The 18,404-nt window shown below is 37.7% G+C and carries 12 protein-coding genes; 10 read left to right on the forward strand and 2 right to left on the reverse strand.

Translation table 11 applies throughout. From position 1 onward, the window contains the following. Positions 1–89: 89 nt before the first annotated feature. Entirely contained in the window at positions 90–1,592 is a 1,503-nt protein-coding gene (gene atpD / locus G5B32_RS06710) for a F0F1 ATP synthase subunit beta (protein ID WP_165290775.1), read from the reverse strand. Between the two features lie 281 nt (positions 1,593–1,873). On the opposite strand from atpD, the gene G5B32_RS06715 reads away from it, so the two are divergent. Continuing rightward, on the forward strand, positions 1,874–3,481 hold the full coding sequence (locus G5B32_RS06715) for a M14 family metallopeptidase (protein ID WP_165290776.1): 1,608 nt from the start codon (positions 1,874–1,876) through the stop codon (positions 3,479–3,481). A gap of 11 nt (positions 3,482–3,492) precedes the next feature. Continuing rightward, complete coding sequence (locus G5B32_RS06720; protein ID WP_165290777.1) at positions 3,493–5,250, forward strand: M14 family metallopeptidase; 1,758 nt, start codon at positions 3,493–3,495, stop codon at positions 5,248–5,250. Positions 5,251–5,285: 35 nt separating this feature from the next. Here the strand turns inward: G5B32_RS06720 and G5B32_RS06725 are convergent, their stop codons facing one another. Then, entirely contained in the window at positions 5,286–5,981 is a 696-nt protein-coding gene (locus tag G5B32_RS06725; RefSeq protein ID WP_165290778.1) for an NUDIX hydrolase, read from the reverse strand. Positions 5,982–6,111: 130 nt separating this feature from the next. Here G5B32_RS06725 and G5B32_RS06730 point away from each other — a divergent pair, with 130 nt between their 5' ends. From G5B32_RS06730 to G5B32_RS06765, 8 genes are read left to right on the forward strand one after another with little or no spacing between them, the layout of a single operon-like run. After that, positions 6,112–7,761 carry a ribulokinase gene (locus tag G5B32_RS06730; protein ID WP_165290779.1) on the forward strand — a complete coding sequence of 550 codons (1,650 nt, stop codon included), beginning with the start codon at positions 6,112–6,114 and terminating at the stop codon, positions 7,759–7,761. Beyond that, positions 7,751–8,443: an L-ribulose-5-phosphate 4-epimerase gene (locus G5B32_RS06735; RefSeq protein ID WP_165290780.1), complete on the forward strand. Its 693-nt coding sequence runs from the start codon at positions 7,751–7,753 to the stop codon at positions 8,441–8,443. The genes G5B32_RS06730 and G5B32_RS06735 overlap by 11 nt, the downstream gene beginning before the upstream one ends. A gap of 29 nt (positions 8,444–8,472) precedes the next feature. Continuing rightward, the gene (araA, locus tag G5B32_RS06740; protein WP_165290781.1) at positions 8,473–9,972 is read left to right on the forward strand and encodes an L-arabinose isomerase; all 1,500 of its coding nucleotides are present in this window, start codon (positions 8,473–8,475) and stop codon (positions 9,970–9,972) included. Between the two features lie 18 nt (positions 9,973–9,990). Continuing rightward, a complete protein-coding gene (locus tag G5B32_RS06745) occupies positions 9,991–11,688 on the forward strand; it encodes a sodium:solute symporter family transporter (protein ID WP_165290782.1) in 1,698 nt (565 codons plus the stop codon). A 21-nt stretch (positions 11,689–11,709) separates the two neighbouring features. Continuing rightward, the gene (locus G5B32_RS06750; RefSeq protein ID WP_206366814.1) at positions 11,710–12,852 is read left to right on the forward strand and encodes an aldose epimerase family protein; all 1,143 of its coding nucleotides are present in this window, start codon (positions 11,710–11,712) and stop codon (positions 12,850–12,852) included. A 25-nt stretch (positions 12,853–12,877) separates the two neighbouring features. Continuing rightward, the gene (locus G5B32_RS06755) at positions 12,878–14,818 is read left to right on the forward strand and encodes a glycoside hydrolase family 97 protein (protein ID WP_165290783.1); all 1,941 of its coding nucleotides are present in this window, start codon (positions 12,878–12,880) and stop codon (positions 14,816–14,818) included. A 21-nt stretch (positions 14,819–14,839) separates the two neighbouring features. Beyond that, positions 14,840–16,408 (forward strand): alpha-N-arabinofuranosidase, encoded by a 1,569-nt coding sequence (locus G5B32_RS06760; protein WP_240899015.1) that lies wholly within the window; start codon positions 14,840–14,842, stop codon positions 16,406–16,408. Positions 16,409–16,433: 25 nt separating this feature from the next. Then, positions 16,434–18,404, forward strand: a complete 1,971-nt coding sequence (locus G5B32_RS06765; protein ID WP_165290784.1) for an alpha-L-arabinofuranosidase C-terminal domain-containing protein — start codon at positions 16,434–16,436, stop codon at positions 18,402–18,404.

The raw sequence follows: 18,404 nt of genomic DNA on the forward strand, positions 1-18,404 counted from the left end.
AGATGCGAGATATGAGATTTGAGAACGAATTCTTCAAATAGATATGAGATAAAAAATCTATTATCTCATATCTAATTTCTAATATCTAATTAAACTGCTTCTGCTAATAATTTCTTACCTTTTTCGATAGCTTCTTCGATAGAACCTACTAAGTTGAAAGCTGCTTCAGGGTATTCATCCACTTCACCATCGATGATCATGTTGAAACCTTTGATAGTGTCTTTGATGTCTACTAATACACCTTTCAAACCTGTAAATTGCTCAGCTACGTGGAATGGTTGAGATAAGAAACGTTGTACACGACGTGCGCGGTGTACTGTTAATTTATCTTCTTCAGATAACTCATCCATACCTAAGATAGCGATGATATCTTGAAGTTCTTTATAGCGTTGTAAGATTTCTTTCACACGTTGAGCTGTATTGTAGTGCTCAGCTCCTAATACACTTGGAGATAAGATACGTGAAGTAGAATCCAATGGGTCTACCGCAGGATAGATACCTAACTCAGCGATTTTACGTGACAATACTGTAGTTGCATCCAAGTGAGCGAATGTAGTCGCAGGAGCAGGGTCAGTTAAGTCATCGGCAGGTACGTATACCGCTTGTACTGAAGTGATAGATCCGTTTTTAGTTGAAGTAATACGCTCTTGCATCAAACCCATCTCTGTAGCTAATGTAGGTTGGTAACCTACCGCTGATGGCATACGACCTAATAAAGCTGATACCTCAGAACCTGCTTGCGTGAAACGGAAGATGTTATCGATAAAGAATAATACGTCTTTACCTTGACCATCACCTTCACCATCACGGAAATATTCTGCAACAGTCAAACCAGACAAAGCCACACGAGCACGTGCACCTGGAGGCTCATTCATCTGACCGAATACGAAAGTACATTTAGATTCTTTCATCAATTCTTGGTCAACAGTATCGATAGGCCATTCGCCTTTTTCCATACCTTCCATGAAGTGCTCACCGTATTTGATGATACCTGATTCCAACATCTCACGTAATAAGTCATTACCTTCACGTGTACGTTCACCAACACCAGCAAATACTGAAAGACCACCGTGACCTTTAGCGATATTGTTGATAAGCTCTTGGATTAATACTGTTTTACCTACACCAGCACCACCGAACAAACCGATTTTACCACCTTTAGCATAAGGCTCTAATAAGTCAATAACTTTGATACCTGTGAAAAGTACTTCAGTTTCAGTTGACAAATCTTCGAATTTTGGAGGTGTATTGTGGATGGGACGTCCATTAGTTTTGTCCAATTCGCGAATACCATCAATAGGATCTCCAACTACGTTGAAAACACGACCTTTGATCTCTTCGCCTACAGGCATTTTGATAGGAGCACCAGTGTCAACTACTTTCATACCACGTACTAAACCTTCTGTAGCATCCATCGCAATAGTACGAACACGTTCCTCACCTAAGTGTTGTTGAACTTCTAAAACGATACGTTGTCCATTTTCTTTTTCAATGTACAATGCATCGTAAATCTTAGGAAGATTTTCATTGTCGGCAAAGTTGACGTCAACCACTGGGCCGATAATCTGCGCTATTTTACCAATATTGGGCATATTATAGGGACTAAAATTTATTAATCAATTTATTCACAGCCTGTTTAATCAGGCTGCATTTTGGAATGCAAAAATAATGTATATCTTATTAAAAGCAAAGCGTTTGTTAAGAATAATTTAAAATTTATAATTAGCTCTTCGGATACGAAAATTTGTTGTTCAAAATTAATAAGATAATATACGTATATTATATCAAACAAGTTACTTATACTTAATAAAAAATTAGTGTTAAAAGACTATTTTTAGCCTATAGTATTTACCACTACTTCTAACCTAAGATTATGAAAAAGACCTTTTTGGGTTTGTTACTTATTAGTCCGTTGTTGTCTTTAGCACAGCTCAAATATCCTTCCTATGCTGAAGTACAATCTTCCATTAGCGGATACTCGACCAAGGGATTGGTTTCGCAAACTGTTATCGGAAAAAGTTATGGGAATGAAAATATTTCCGTCATCAAACTACAATTGGATGAAAAACCGAAGCCTACTTTGCTAGTAGTAGCCGGGATAGACGGTAAACATCCTGCTGGTACGATAGCTTCTTTGCAGCTGACCAAACAAATTTTAGCTTTACCTAAAGATTCTCTTCAAGCTTTGCTGAAAGACAAGTCTATTTGGATTATTCCGTTAGTAAATCCTGATGCTTACAAACGTAATTCATCTACAAAGCAATGGCTTTCGGGGAATAGTCGTAAAATAGACAATGATCGAGATGGTCGTTTGGATGAAGATCCTGCTAAAGATTTGAATGGGGATGGTATCATTTCACAAATGCGCGTAGAATCGCCGATTGGGAATTTTAAGGTGCATAAAGATAATCCTAATTTGTTAGTCGCTGCTGATAAGTCCAAAGCTGAAAAAGGAAATTATATTGTATTTCCTGAAGGTATAGATCAAGACTTTGATGGACGATATGGCGAAGATGGTGAAGGCGGTGTAAATATAGATCGTAATTTTACTTTTGATTATCACGCTTTTTTAGCTGAAAGCGGCGACTATGCTGCATCTGAGCCCGAAACACGCGCATTGGTAGATTTTATTTTTGCTAATCCACAAATTGCTAGTGTCCTCCATATAGGTCTAGCGAATAATCTTTCCGAACCTGAACGATATGATGCGCGTGCGGCCAACGAACGTATTGTGAAATCTTGGAGTGTAAATGATGTAGAAATGTCTAAATACATTTCTACTATATATAAGGAACACACTAAATCTTTAGGTGAAGCAAGCAAAATGGTATCCTCGCCTGGAAATTTTTCAAATACGGCATATTATCATTTGGGAAAATTTAGTTTTTCCACTCCATTGTGGTGGCCTTCCGTTACTGATTCTACGAAGAATACAAATAAAACTACAGATGCCAATGAAACTTTCTATAAATGGGTGAATATAAATAATGTTCAGGGCGCCATCTTGCCTTGGTCAAAAGTTAATCATCCTGATTTTTCAAATCAAAACGTTGAAGTTGGAGGTGTTGTCGATATTTTTAGAAATAATCCACCAGTAGAGTTTTTGGAAACTTCCGTGCAAGCGCATACCGGCTTCGTGGTAAAGCTCCTAGAGAATATGGCAAAATTGGTGTTTTCTACGCCTAAGGTGACTTCACTGGGAGATGATATTTACCGAGTGGAATTATCTGTAATGAATGTAGGTAATATGCCTACCTATCCTGAAATAGCAGATCGTATACGTTTTGTATCACGATTCAAAACGGTTTGTGATTTACAAAGTAATCAGCAGTTTTTGAGTGGAAAAAGGCTGCAGCTATATAGCGCATTAGGAGCAGGTGATTCAAAAACTTTTTCTTGGTTGATAAAAGGTAAAGGTGCCGTGAAAATCCAAGCTGGATGTCCCACTTCTGGAGAACAACAAATCGAAGTAAAACTTTAATCTGTCGTCCAATGAAAATTAAACATATAATTTTAGCCTTATTCTTGTGTACTCAAATGAGTACAAGCCTGTTGGCTCAAAAAGAAAATAAGGACATCGATATCCCAGGACTACGTGCAATTGGGACTCCGGCAAATCCAAAAGTTCCGATGAATTGGAATCGTTATCATGATAATAAGCAGATCGAGCAATTCTGTAAGGACTTGCAGAAAGCTTATCCTAATTTGGTGAAATATGAATCCATAGGAAAATCATACGAAGGTCGAGATATTTTTGTTTTGACGGTTTCAGATTTTAAAGATGGGAATACCGATCGCAAACCTGGACTTTGGATAGATGGAAATATTCATGCCAATGAATTACAAGGTTCGGAAATTGCTATGTATACAGCTTGGTATTTGGCCGAGAATTATCATCAAGTAGACTTTATTAAAGAGTTATTACGCGATAAAGTATTTTATATAGCGCCGACTATTAATCCAGACTCTCGTGATTACTTTATTTACGAGCCCAATACGATGCATTCTTCGCGTACAGGTCGTCGTCCTTTTGATAATGATGGAGATGGTTTGGTCGCAGAAGACTTGTACGATGATTTAGATGGAGATGGACATATTGTGACGATGCGTCGTAAATCCAAAACTGGTCGTTATAAAGTTGATCCTGAAAATCCCAATCGCATGGTGTTAGCAAAGCCAGGGGAAGTAGGAGAGTACGAACTTTTGGGATATGAAGGCATAGATAATGATGGAGATGGGTTGGTCAATGAAGATATAACGGGTACGTATGACCCTAACCGTGATTGGGGCTGGAATTGGCAGCCGAATTACGTGCAGAATGGTGCTTTATATTATCCTGGAACGCTGCCAGAAACTATGGCTGTGAAAAATTTCTTTTTTAAGCATACTAATATTGCAGGTGCACAATCCTATCATAATTATGGGGGTATGATTTTGCGTGGTCCAGGAGCTGCAGACGATGAACGTTATTATTCCCGTAAAGATGTGCAAGTGTATGATGCGTTAGGTAGGACGGGAGAAAAAATGTTGCCAGGCTATAATTATATAGTAATTCATAAGGATTTATATACGGTTTTTGGAGGAGAGATTGATTTCTTTGCTTTAGGTAGAGGTGTCTATACCTTTTCCAATGAACTGATGACTACTTTTAAATTATTCAATAATAAAGAAGCTGGAAGTGGTCAGAATGAATATTATGATTTTGACAAATTACTTTTGTTTGGTGATGCTTATGTGCCATGGAAAGAGTACGACCATCCTCAATTCGGTAAAATAGAAATCGGTGGGGCGAAGAAAAATTACACGAGAAATCATCCAGGATTTCTATTGCAAGAAGATGCGCACCGTAATACTGCATTTACTATTTTTCATGCATACCATACTCCGAAATTAGAATTCACTGATGTGAAGGTAAAGTCATTAGGTAGTAATTTGTATGAAGTAAAAGCCTCTGTGTGGAATACCCGAATTATTCCGACGCATTCGGATCATGATGTTCGCAATAAAATTAATAGACCGAATTACATTACATTAAAAGGTGTCGATGTTATTACAGGTATGCGAGTTTTGAATGATGACTTTAATGTCACGGAAGAACAAAAGTATAAACCCGAACAAATTGAAGTGCCTTCTATTGAAGGAATGACGGAGGTCAAAGTCAAATGGATTGTAAAAGGAAATCCAAACAAAGCAAAGATTATCGTAGATAGTGAAAAGGGAGGCGTGATAGAGACGGAAGTAAAAATATAAAGAGATAGGGCTGTAAATTTTACAGCCCTATCTTCTTATTCTCCGTACCAACCTGGTAAGAAGTTGAGGAAGGATATAATCTTTTCTTTGTATATTGATTTGTCTACTTTATAATAATAGGCACCTTTCTTCGAATTTTCTTTGTCCTTTTCATTCAGTTTGATCAATAATTTGGAGGCAAGAAGTTTTCTAGTGAAATTTCTTTTGTCCAATTGATTTTGATAAATCGCTTCGTATAATAAAGTGATTTGTGGAATCGTAAACTTATCTGATAGAAGTTCGAAGAGAATAGGGTAAAGCGCGGCTTTTTTCTTAAGCTTGTTATGCGCTTCCACCACCATTTCATTATGATCGAAAATCAATGGAGGACATTTTTCCAATTTAAACCATTTGGCTTTATAATCTGTACTAAGGATTTCGGTATTGATTAATGCAAAATAGCATAAGCTGACTACACGTTCCTGCGGTTCGCGGTTGGGATTGCCAAAAACAGCAAATTGTTCCATATATATATGGTCTAATCCAGTCAGGGATTTCAGAACTCGTTGTGCAGCGTCGCCAGGAGACTCATTTTCTTCTACGAAACCGCCCATCAAACTCCATTTTCCTTTTTCAGGCTCAAAATCACGTTGAATAAGAAGAATTTCAAGCTCTTCTTTGTTGAATCCGAATATGATACAATCGACGGCCAGAAGGATTTTTTTATTCTTTTTGTAGAAGTCTAAAGTCATGAGTTTAAATTAATAATTATATAAAAATTAAAAAAAAATTTTAAACTTCAAAAATAAGTGTTAATTTGACACTAATTATTGAGACATCTGTCTTATTGATGACAATTATAAACTGAAAAACAATCATAAAATGAATAATCCTTATGTAATTGGGGTAGACTTTGGGAGCGATTCTGTGCGTGCAATTTTAGTGGATGCAACAAATGGTCAAGAGCTAGCATCACGTGTGAGCTATTATCCGAGATGGAAAAAGGGATTATACTGTAATCCGGGAACCAATCAATTCAGACAACATCCATTAGACTATTTAGAAACTATTGAAGAAGTCATTAAAGGCTGTCTTTCTGACGTAGAAGCCCAAACAGCCAATCTAGTGGTAGGAATTTCTGTGGATACCACTGGTTCTACACCAGTAGCGGTCAACCGAGAAGGAAAACCACTTGCAATGACTCCTGAATTTGCGGAGAATCCAAACGCTATGTTTGTGCTTTGGAAGGACCATACTTCAATCAAAGAAGCTAGTGAAATCAATCAACATGCAACAAAATATAAAACAGACTATTTAAAATATGTCGGTGGCGTATATTCTTCGGAATGGTTTTGGGCAAAGATGCTGCACATCCTACGCGTAGATGAAAAAGTGCAACGTGCAGCCTACACTTGGGTAGAGCATTGTGACTGGATTCCTTTTGAGTTAACTGGTGGAAAAGATGTTACACAATTAAAAAGAGGCGTGTGTGCGGCAGGACATAAAGGATTATGGGCTGAGGAATTTAATGGCTATCCACCTAATGAATTCTTTACAGCATTGGATCCTTTGCTAAAAGACCAGGTACAACGTCTAGGTACCCAAACATATACTTCAGATCAGGTGGTGGGCAATCTTTCGTCCGAATGGGCGGAGAAATTAGGGCTTTCGACGAATGTTGTAGTAGGTGTAGGTGCATTCGATTGTCATATGGGAGCTGTAGGGGGAGAAATCGAGCCTTATTATTTAAGTAAAATTGTGGGCACATCCACTTGTGATATACTGGTAACACCCGAAAAATTAGACTTTACGTTAAAGGGTATTTGCGGACAGGTAAATGGTTCGGTAATACCAAATATGGTAGGATTAGAAGCTGGGCAATCCGCATTTGGGGATGCATATGCCTGGTTCAAAAATATCCTCATGTGGCCCTTACAACATATCTATGAGCTAGAAGAGTCGATGCTTCAAGGGATTGAATCGACTCTTCTTTTAAAATTAAGTGAAAAGGCAAATGAAATCGTGCCAGATGTAAAACATCCTTTAGCTGTAGATTGGTTGAATGGTCGACGTACTCCATTTGCTAATCAAAACTTAAAGGCTTCCATATTAGACTTAAACCTTGCATCAGATACTATCTCATTATTCCGAGCTATCGTGGAGTCCACTTGTTTTGGTGCGCGTAAAATAGCCGAATGCTTTGTGGAGCAAGGTGTTCCAGTAAAAGGGATTATTGCCATGGGAGGTATTCCTAAAAAATCTCCTTTCATCATGCAAATGATGGCCGATATTCTCAATATGCCCATTAAGGTGCACAAATCGGATCAAACTTGTGCTTTAGGTGCAGCTATGTTTGCTGCAGTGGCGGCTAATGTCTATTCCAATGTGGGTGAGGCAATGGCAAAAATGGGACATGGATTTGAACAAACTTATTATCCAAACAGCGAAGTGGTGGGCATTTATCAAAAGAGATATGAACGATATATTGCTGCGGGTGATGTCTTAGAAAATAATTTATACGATGTACAATAACATAAAAGAAGAAGCATACGAAGCAAATATGAATTTGACTAAACTTGGTTTGGTCAAATTTACATTTGGTAATGTAAGTGTATTTGATCGAGATAAAGGGGTGTTTGCGATCAAGCCGAGTGGAGTTCCATACGAAATTCTGAAAGTAGATGATATGGTTATCGTGGATTTGGATGCGCAAGTCGTAGAAGGTACTCTTCGTCCTTCGTCCGATACCAAAACACATGCTGTATTATATAAGGAGTGGCCAGAGTTGGGAGCTGTAGTACATACACACTCAGTTTACGGAACAGCTTGGGCACAAGCTAATAGAAGTATTCCTATTTATGGCACGACGCATGCAGATCATTTGACCAAAGATATTCCATGTGCCCCACCTATGGCAGATGATATGATTGCTGGAAATTATGAATATCAAACAGGCTACCAGATTATTAATCATTTCAAAGAAGTGGGTTTGAACCATGAGGAAGTACAGATGATTTTGGTTGGAAATCATGCCCCATTTACATGGGGCAAAGATGGTAAACAAGCGGTGTACAATGCTGCGGTGTTAGAATATGTTGCTGAATTGGCATTCTTGTCAGAAGGTATTAATCCTAAAATCGAACGCTTAAAAGCTTCACTAATCAAGAAACATTACGAACGTAAGCACGGAAGCAATGCTTACTATGGACAATAAAATTATTTAAATAAAAACCTAAATAAAACATGATATCATTAGAAACTTTAGAGGTTTGGTTTATTACGGGGAGCCAAGATCTATATGGGGAGGAAACTTTACGTCAAGCTGCAGATCATTCCAAAGAAATAGCTACATATTTTGATCAGCACGCAGGCATACCTGTACGTGTGGTGTTTAAACCTATTGTAAGAAACACGGAAGAAATTTATAAAACTATATTAGAAGCAAATAATACAGAAAAATGTATTGGCTTAATTACATGGATGCACACTTTCTCACCAGCGAAAATGTGGATTCGTGGTTTACAAATTCTAAATAAGCCTTTATTACATCTCCATACCCAATATAATCGTGATATTCCATGGGATTCTATCGATATGGATTTCATGAATTTAAATCAAAGTGCACATGGAGATCGTGAATTTGGTTTTATAGTGTCAAGAATGCGTTTGCCTCGAAAAGTGGTAACAGGCCATTGGCAAGATCCAGAAGTCATAGATCGTATTAACGTATGGGCGCGTGCTGCAGCCGCTTGGGCAGATTGGCAAGGCGCTAAGTTTGTTCGCTTTGGTGATAATATGCGCTACGTTGCAGTGACAGAAGGTGATAAAGTAGAAGCAGAATTAAAATTTGGATTTTCGGTAAATACACATGGAATTGGGGATTTAGTAAAAGAAATCGATACAATTTCTGATGATGCGGTTCAAGCTTTAATGAAGGAGTATGAGCAAGAATATATCATGTCGGAAGATGTACTCGAAGGCGGTAAATTTCGTTCAAATGTTTATGATGCCGCGAAGATTGAATTGGGATTACGTTCATTCTTAGAAAAGGGAAATTATAAAGGATTTACAGATACTTTTGAAGATTTATACGGTTTGCCACAATTACCTGGATTAGCTGTACAGCGTTTAATGGCAGAAGGTTATGCTTTTGCGGGTGAAGGTGACTGGAAAACTCCAGCTATGGTTCGTGCTTGTAAAGTAATGGCAACAGGGTATGAAGGGGCGAATGCTTTTATGGAAGATTATACCTATCATTTTGATCCTGCTAATGCTATGGTTTTAGGCTCACATATGTTGGAAGTTGATGCTTCATTGGCCGCGAGTAAACCTAAATTAGAAGTTCATCCTTTAGGTATTGGTGGTAAAGCAGATCCTGCGCGATTAGTTTTTGATGCCAAAGGTGGTCCTGCATTCAATGCTTCATTAGTGGATATGGGTGATCGTTTCCGTTTAGTGGTGAATACAGTACAAGGTGTGGATGTCACTAATGAATTACCAAAATTGCCTGTGGCACGTGTTTTATGGAAGCCTGAGCCTGATATGAAGACTGGATGTACAGCATGGATTTACGCCGGAGGAGCACACCATACAGTTTATAGCCAAAATCTTACATCAGAATATATGGAAGATTTTGCAAGAATAGCTAAATTGGAGCTGATTATCATTGATAAGTCAACCAAATTAGATCAATTCGAGAAAGAATTGAGAAATAGTGAACTGTATTATAAACTACAAAACTAATCTGCATTTATTAAACCTATGGAAAAGTTTGCAACTATTGACTACGTCATTTTTCTAATTTATTTTGTCGTGGTCGCTGGCTATGGATATTGGGTATATAGCAAGCAAAAGAAAGAATCGGCAAGTAGTAAAGATTACTTCTTGGCCGAAGGCTCATTAACATGGTGGGCAATTGGAGCCAGTCTTATTGCTTCCAATATCTCAGCAGAGCAATTTATCGGTATGAGTGGTAACGGTTTTACGGTGGGTATCGCCGTGGCTGCTTACGAATGGATTGCTGCTATTGCTTTGATTATCGTAGCGGTATGGTTTATTCCTGTTTATCTCAAAAACAAGATTTTTACCATGCCCCAATTCTTAAAACAACGTTATAATGAAACGACCAGTCTTATCATGGCTATCTTTTGGTTGTTCTTATATGTGTTTGTGAATTTAACTTCTATCCTATATTTAGGAGCGCTAGCCATCAGTAATTTGGGTGGTGGCGAGTACTTTCACGTGATTATAGTAGCATTAGCTGTATTTTCTATTGTCATTACTTTGGGTGGTATGAAAGTTATCGGTTTTACCGATGTTATTCAAGTGGTTGTACTGATTATAGGTGGTTTTGCAACAACTTATATCGCTTTGACATTAGTCTCTGAACATTTTGGATTAGGAAAAGATGTGTTAGCAGGTTTCAAACAATTAATGGTAGATTCTCCAAAACATTTTAACCTTATTGTAGATAAACCGACAGCCGAAAGTTCGCAAGAGGATGTAAATAAATATTTGATGCTTCCAGGAATTGGAATGTACTTAGCAGGTATTTGGATTGTAAACTTAAATTATTGGGGTTGTAATCAATATATCACGCAACGTGCTTTAGGTGCGGATTTGAAAACTGCGCGTACAGGTATCTTGTTTGCGGGTTTCTTAAAATTATTAATGCCTATTATCGTTATGTTGCCAGGTATTGCTGCTTATGTGCTTTACAAAAATGGTGCTTTACAAAATGAAATGGCTCCAGGAGGAAACTTTAACCCAGATAATGCTTATTCCGCGATTTTAGGATTCTTACCTAACGGAATGAAAGGTCTATCACTTGCCGCGTTGACTGCTGCTATCGTAGCTTCTTTAGCTGGTAAAGCTAATAGTATTGCGACCATTTTCACCATGGATATTTACAATAAATATATCGATAAAGGTGCATCTGAACGCAAACTGATCAATGTGGGTAAAATCACTATTATCATTTCCATTTTAGTATCGGTATTCTTCACATGGGATGATTTATTAGGTATTGGTGGTGCAGGTGGTTTCACATTCATTCAAAAATATACGGGCTTTATTTCTCCAGGTGTATTTGCAATGTTCTTATTGGGTATGTTCTGGAAAAGAACTACAGGTTCAGCTGCTATTGTAGGTTTGATCACTGGTTTCGTTCTTTCGATTGTATTCAACAATTACGCTCCAGCATGGTTTGGACCAGAAACATTCTTATATACAGCTTATATCAATTCAGCTGGCGAATATGAGATTCCTTTCCAAATTTGTATGGGTCTAGCTTTCATGTTTACAATGATTATCATGGTATTGGTGAGCTTATTTGGTCCTAAAGAAAATCCTAAAGGATTAGAATTAGATTCTAAAATGTTCAAAGTAGAACCATCGGTAATGGTAATGATCGTCTTGACTATCTTAATTGTTGGGGCATTGTATGTTAAATTTTGGTAATTCATTATAAACTTAAAGATTATGAAAGCAAAGTATTATAGTCTCCTTTTTGCAGGGCTTCTTATGGCAAGTGCTTGTCAAAACACGAAGAACAATCAAACATCTTCGGAAATAGAAGCTACGGATACCAGCGTATTCTATGCGAGTTTGGACAATAAGGATGTCTTATTGTATAAAATCGGAAACGAAAAGTTGCAAGTAAGCATTACAAATTTTGGTGCGCGTATAGTTTCTCTTGTGGTAAAGGATAAAGACAGCAAAGATGTCGATGTACTTTTGGGGTATGATACAGCAGATGAATTTATCAAGAATACCAATAATTTTTATGGAGCTGTAGTAGGTCGTTTCGGTAATCGAATCGGTAAGGCTACATTCACTTTGAATGGTACAGCTTATCAATTAGAAAAGAATGATGGTGAAAATTCGCTACATGGTGGTACCAATGGTGTTTACAATAAAGTATGGGAAGTAAAATCCTTGTCCAAAGATGCTCTTACCTTGGAATACGTTTCTCCGGATGGCGAAGCAGGCTATCCTGGCAAGGTGACCATGCAGGTGACTTACAAAGTAAATAACGAAGGTGGTTTAGAAATCGAATATTCTGGCGAAACCGATAAAGAAACTATTTTGAACTTAACAAGTCATGGTTATTTCAACTTAAATGGTGAAGGTGATACGACTATTTTGGATCATGAACTATGGATCGATGCAGATAAATTGACAGAAGTAGATAGCAATTTGATCCCAACAGGAAGAAGCATTGCTATAAAAGGAACTCCTTTTGATTTTACATCGCCAAAACTTATTGGTGCAGATATCGATAAACAAACTCCACAGCTTAAATACGGCTTGGGTTATGACCACAATTTTGAATTGAATAAAAAAGATGGATTTTCTGAAGTAGCGAGTTTATATGCTCCAAAAACTGGTATTGAGATGAAAATCTTAACAACAGAACCTGGACTTCAATTCTATAGCGGAAATTTCATGAAAGATTCGGATCCGAAAGGAAAAGGAGGTAAAACTTATCCTTACCGTGCTGCATTATGTTTAGAAACACAACATTTCCCTGATGCGCCGAATCATGAAAGCTTCCCTTCAACGACTTTGCGTCCTGGAGAAAAATATAGTTCTAAGACAGAATATAGATTTTCTGTAAGATAACATAACATTAAATAATAGTTTGAAAATGAAATATTCTATTAGCTTCGTTCTTTTATTTGTGCTTTTTTATGTTCCTTCGACTGTGTTTGGAAAGAATACACCTATACAGATCGTCAGTCCAGATAAAAAGATTGAACTTTCCATTTCAACTGATCAAAAAGGAACTATAAAGTATCAAATTCTGCGTCAAGGTAACTTAGTTTTGGAAAGCTCCCAATTGGGTTTAAAAACAAAAACACAAGACTTTGCCACAAATTTGGTGTATAAAAGTGCGTCGGCTAATAGAATAATTTCTAAATCTTATACGGCTCTTCACGGCAAAAAAACACACTATTCTTATACCGCCAATGAGCGTGTGTTGACATGGCATAATGCGAACAAGAAAACATTGAATATCCGTTTTCAAGTGTCAGATGAAGGCGTTGTATTCCAATACGAATTGCCAAAATATAGCGAACAAATAGATTTTATAATCGAAGAAAAAACAAGTTATAACTTTAATCAATCCGCAAAAGCTTGGTTGCAGCCTATGGCTATTGCTAAAACGGGTTGGGAGCAGACGAATCCTTCTTACGAAGAACATTACCAAAAGGAAATTCCTGTTGGAACGCCGGAAAGTACAAAAACAGGTTGGGTTTATCCCGCATTGTTCGAAACCAATAATACTTGGGTATTGATTACTGAAGCTGGTTTGCAGCGCAATCATTGTGCGACGCGATTGCATTATGAATCACCAAATGGTGAATATCATATTGCTATGCCCGATGTTCGAGAAGTAATCAAAGACCAAAATCTTTATACAAAAATTGAAAATAATTTTGTGTCACCTTGGCGAGTAATTGCAGTAGGGGAACTTAAAAATATAGTGGAATCTGAATTGGCAAATGCCGTAGTTCCACAACCTAAAACTTCTTTTGCTTCTTTTGTAAAGCCAGGAAAGGCTTCTTGGAGCTGGATTAATAGCAAAGATGATTTTATCGTCTATGAAGAGCAGAAAAAATACATCGATTTTGCAGCAGATATGCGCTGGCAATATTGCTTAATTGATGTGAACTGGGACACCAAAATCGGTTTTAACAAAATTGCGGAGCTAAGCCAATATGCTCGTAGCAAAAACGTTGGTCTCATCTTGTGGTACAACTCTGCCGGAGATTGGAATACGGTAGGGTATACGCCGAAAAATAAATTATTGACCAAAGAATCTCGTCGAGCAGAATTTAAAAAATTACAGGATTTAGGTATCAAAGGAGTTAAGATTGATTTCTTTGGTGGTGATGGTCAGTCCGTTATTGCGTATTATCTAGATATCTTAGAAGACGCTGCTGATTACGAATTATTGGTGAATTTTCACGGCGCTACGTTACCAAGAAGTTGGGCTACTACGTATCCACATTTAGTGACTACAGAAGCTGTTCGCGGATTTGAGATGGTTACCTTCATGCAAGAAGATGCTGATCGACAAGCTGAGATTTGTAGCATTTTGCCTTATACGCGTAATGTGTATGACCCTATGGATTTTACCCCAATGAATCTATCTAAACTGCGTAGCAGTGTAAAACGAAAAACAACAGCCTCGTTTGAATTGGCTACAAGTATACTTTTTGTGTCGGGGATTCAACATTATGCCGAATCACCAGAAGGTATGGATGAAGTTCCAGCAGAAATAAAAGATTTGCTGAGAAATTTGCCTGATCAATGGGAGGATAGTAAGTTCATTAGTGGATATCCTGGAAAGGATATCGTGATAGCGCGTAAAGGAAATGGTGCATGGTATATTGCTGGTATCAATGGGGAACAAAAATCGAAAGAGTGGAAATTAGATTTAACATCATTCAAAGGGGATATTAAATTAAAAGTAGTGGATGGTGAATCACCTAATTTATTCCAAATAGATAAAAATACATCAACTAAACATGTTACTATACCTGTAAAACCCAATGGAGGTTTTGTGATGGTAATACAATAGCCTAATTAAAAAACATCTATTATGAAAAAGAAATTTTATGGCAAAGCACTTCGAACAAGTGCCATGCTCGGTATTCTATTTATTTCGCAGTCTCTATCGGCGCAAGTGTCGACCAATGCGATTAAGTTCAATACTTCCGATAAGAAAATCACTATTAACAAACATATTTACGGTCATTTTGCCGAACACTTAGGACGTTGTATCTACGGCGGTTTTTATGTGGGAGAGGATAATACCACTATTCCGCATACTGCTGGGGTGCGTAATGATATTGTAGAAGCATTGAAAAAACTAAAAATTCCTAATCTCCGTTGGCCAGGTGGATGTTTTGCAGACACATATCATTGGAAAGATGGTATTGGTCCAAAAGAGTCAAGACCTACTATAGTAAACACTTGGTGGGGTGGGGTGACAGAAAATAATAGCTTTGGAACACATGATTTCTTGAATATGTGTGAGCTTTTGGAGACAGAACCTTATCTAGCAGGAAATGTAGGCAGTGGTGAAGTGCAAGAGCTAGCAGATTGGGTACAATATGTGAATCATGCGGGAACTAGCCCGATGGCGGACTTACGTAAAAAGAATGGAAGAGAAAATCCTTGGAAAGTTAAATTCTGGGGTGTAGGAAATGAAGCGTGGGGTTGTGGTGGTAATATGACACCTGAATATTATGCGGACGTATACCGCAAGTATGCAACTTTTATGTCGGATTGGACTAACACCGGTGGTTTGTACCGTATTGCCTCAGGAGCCAATGGCGGTGATTATAACTGGACTGAGGTTTTAATGAAGAAAATTCCACATAGCTTAGTGGATGGTCTTGCGCTGCATCATTATTCCAATGTAGAATGGAATAAAAAAGGTCCTGCTACTGGATTTACCCATGAACAATATTTCAAGACAATGAAATCGGCTTGGCATATGGAAGAATTGGTGAATAAGCATTCTGCCATTATGGATAAGTATGATCCTAGAAAACGTATTGCGTTAGTTGTAGATGAATGGGGCGGTTGGTACGAAGTTGAAAAAGGTACTAATCCAGGATTTTTGTATCAACAAAATACGATGCGTGATGCCATGATTGCAGGTGTGACATTAAATGTTTTCAATAATCACGCTGAGCGTGTGCGTATGGCAAACTTAGCACAGACTGTAAACGTGTTGCAGGCAGTAATCTTGACAGAAGGTGAAAAAATGATTTTAACGCCAACATACCACGTAATGGAAATGTACAAGGTGCACCAAGATGCGACATTGATACCTCTATCGGTAGAAAGTAAAGATTTTGCCTTTGGCAATGAAAAAATTCCAGCTATTCATGCATCAGCCTCTGTAAATAAAGAAGGCGTAACACATATTTCTCTCGTGAATATTGATGCTACTGTAAAGCATGAAATTGTGATTGATCTGGATAAAAATTATAAAGATTTGAGCGGAAGAATATTAACTTCTAAAACGCTAACGGATCACAATACATTCCAGGCTCCTGACAAAATTAAGCCAACAGCTTTTACTGGTGCTAAACTTAAAAACAATCAATTGAAAGTAGAATTGCCTCCTTTCTCTGTCGTAGTTCTTAGCTTAAAATAGGAACATTAACCAAAAAATGAACAAGATGAAACTTAAACAATATATTGCAATAGCAGCTTTGGCGATGCAGAGCCTACAATTTGGTTTTGCACAGCAAAAATCTTTGGTGGTAGATGTCAATAATTCTATAGCTAAAGTAAACCCAAATATGTGGGGTGTATTTTTCGAAGATATTAATATGGGTGCCGATGGTGGTATCTATGCGGAACTTATCAAAAATAGATCTTTCGAATTCTTCAGACCGATGATGGGTTGGAAAAATTTAGGACCTGTGAAAGAAGGTAACTATCTTATTTTGAACCGCCAGTCGAATAGCGAATCCAATCCCAGATATTTACAGGTCAACAAAAAAGAAAAAAATTCGATCGGACTACGTAACGAAGGTTTTCGTGGAATGGGGGTGAAGCAAGGAAATACATATGAATTTTCATTGTGGTATCGCCAACCTAGTGCAGGTATTAGTATTCGGGTAGAATTGGTTGATAGTGAAGGTAAGGTAATTGGTAGTACCGAACTGAAACCTGCACAAGCCAATAATCAATGGCAATATCAAGAAGTGAGTTTTACTTCAAGCAAAACCGATCAAAAAGCAAATTTGCAAATCTGGTTTGAGGGGCAGGGAAGTATTGATTTGGACATGATTTCATTATTCCCTACAGATACTTGGAAAGGTCGCAAAAAAGGTTTACGTGCGGATATGGTACAAACATTAGCAGATCTTAAACCTGGTTTTATACGTTTTCCAGGAGGCTGTATTGTGGAAGGTTTCGATCTTTCTCAACGTTTCCAATGGAAGAAAACGGTAGGTCCAATTGAGAATAGACAACTTATTGTAAATCGCTGGAATACAGAGTTTGCACACCGTTTAACTCCAGATTACTTCCAAACATTTGGTTTAGGATTTTATGAATACTTCTTATTGGCCGAAGATTTAGGAGCAGAAGCGCTTCCTATTTTGAACTGTGGTATGGCTTGTCAATTCAATACGGGCGAAGTGGTGCCATTGGACCAATTGGATGAGTATGTACAGGATGCATTAGATCTTATCGAATTCGCAAATGGCTCGGTTACTACACCTTGGGGTAAATTGCGTGCCGATATGGGACATCCTGCGCCTTTTAATTTAAAAATGTTAGGTGTCGGAAATGAGAACTGGGGTCCTCAATATATAGAGCGTCTAAAAGTATTTCAGGAAGCATTGAAAAAATATCACCCTGAAATTGAAATTGTAGCAAGTTCGGGAACGGATCCAGAAGGTGAACGTTTCCAATACCTCGATAAGGAATTGCGTGCCATGAAGATTGATATTATTGATGAGCACTTTTACAGAGATCCAGATTGGTTTTTATCGAATGCGAAGCGTTATGATAATTACGATCGAAATGGTGCTAAAATCTTTGCGGGGGAATATGCTTCGCATAGTAAAAACAATAAAAAACCAGAGTATCGCAACAACTGGGAAGCTGCTTTATCCGAAGCTGCTTTCTTGACAGGTGTAGAGCGTAATGCAGATGTGGTACAGTTGGCTTCTTATGCACCTTTATTTGCACATATCGATGGATGGCAATGGACTCCAGATTTGATTTGGGTAGATAATTTAAATGTGTATGTGACTCCAAGTTATCATGTGCAAAAAATGTACAGTACGAACAAAGGTACTGATGTGGTTTCCTTACTACGTGATGGTAAGACCTTGACAGGGGAAGATAACTTGTATGGTTCGGCTGTAGTAGATAAAAAATCAAATGAGCTGATTTTAAAAATCATCAATGTGGGTGAAAAGAATGAGCAGCTTACTATCGATTTAAAAGGCATTAAGAAATCAGCTGGACAAGCAGAAGTAACGCTATTACATCATGATGATCCGTTAGCGTTCAATGAAGTCGGAAAATCACCTTCTGTAACACCTGTGAATTCAACGGTAAATTATAAAGGCAAGAAGCTAGCATATACTGTGGGAGCTAAATCTGTAAACCTTCTAAAAATAAAATTATAG

Source organism: Sphingobacterium sp. SGL-16 (assembly GCF_011043515.1).
In the GTDB taxonomy this organism is placed as follows: Bacteria; Bacteroidota; Bacteroidia; order Sphingobacteriales; family Sphingobacteriaceae; genus Sphingobacterium; species Sphingobacterium litopenaei.

What these genes read in the sequence shown, in the direction of transcription:
- atpD (WP_165290775.1), bottom strand. Translation starts at nt 1,592, where the DNA reads ATGCCCAATATTGGTAAAATAGCGCAGATTATCGGCCCAGTGGTTGAC.
- G5B32_RS06715 (WP_165290776.1), top strand. Translation starts at nt 1,874, where the DNA reads ATGAAAAAGACCTTTTTGGGTTTGTTACTTATTAGTCCGTTGTTGTCT.
- G5B32_RS06755 (WP_165290783.1), top strand. Translation starts at nt 12,878, where the DNA reads ATGAAATATTCTATTAGCTTCGTTCTTTTATTTGTGCTTTTTTATGTT.
- araA (WP_165290781.1), top strand. Translation starts at nt 8,473, where the DNA reads ATGATATCATTAGAAACTTTAGAGGTTTGGTTTATTACGGGGAGCCAA.
- G5B32_RS06765 (WP_165290784.1), top strand. Translation starts at nt 16,434, where the DNA reads ATGAAACTTAAACAATATATTGCAATAGCAGCTTTGGCGATGCAGAGC.
- G5B32_RS06750 (WP_206366814.1), top strand. Translation starts at nt 11,710, where the DNA reads ATGAAAGCAAAGTATTATAGTCTCCTTTTTGCAGGGCTTCTTATGGCA.
- G5B32_RS06725 (WP_165290778.1), bottom strand. Translation starts at nt 5,981, where the DNA reads ATGACTTTAGACTTCTACAAAAAGAATAAAAAAATCCTTCTGGCCGTC.
- G5B32_RS06760 (WP_240899015.1), top strand. Translation starts at nt 14,840, where the DNA reads ATGAAAAAGAAATTTTATGGCAAAGCACTTCGAACAAGTGCCATGCTC.
- G5B32_RS06735 (WP_165290780.1), top strand. Translation starts at nt 7,751, where the DNA reads ATGTACAATAACATAAAAGAAGAAGCATACGAAGCAAATATGAATTTG.
- G5B32_RS06720 (WP_165290777.1), top strand. Translation starts at nt 3,493, where the DNA reads ATGAAAATTAAACATATAATTTTAGCCTTATTCTTGTGTACTCAAATG.
- G5B32_RS06745 (WP_165290782.1), top strand. Translation starts at nt 9,991, where the DNA reads ATGGAAAAGTTTGCAACTATTGACTACGTCATTTTTCTAATTTATTTT.
- G5B32_RS06730 (WP_165290779.1), top strand. Translation starts at nt 6,112, where the DNA reads ATGAATAATCCTTATGTAATTGGGGTAGACTTTGGGAGCGATTCTGTG.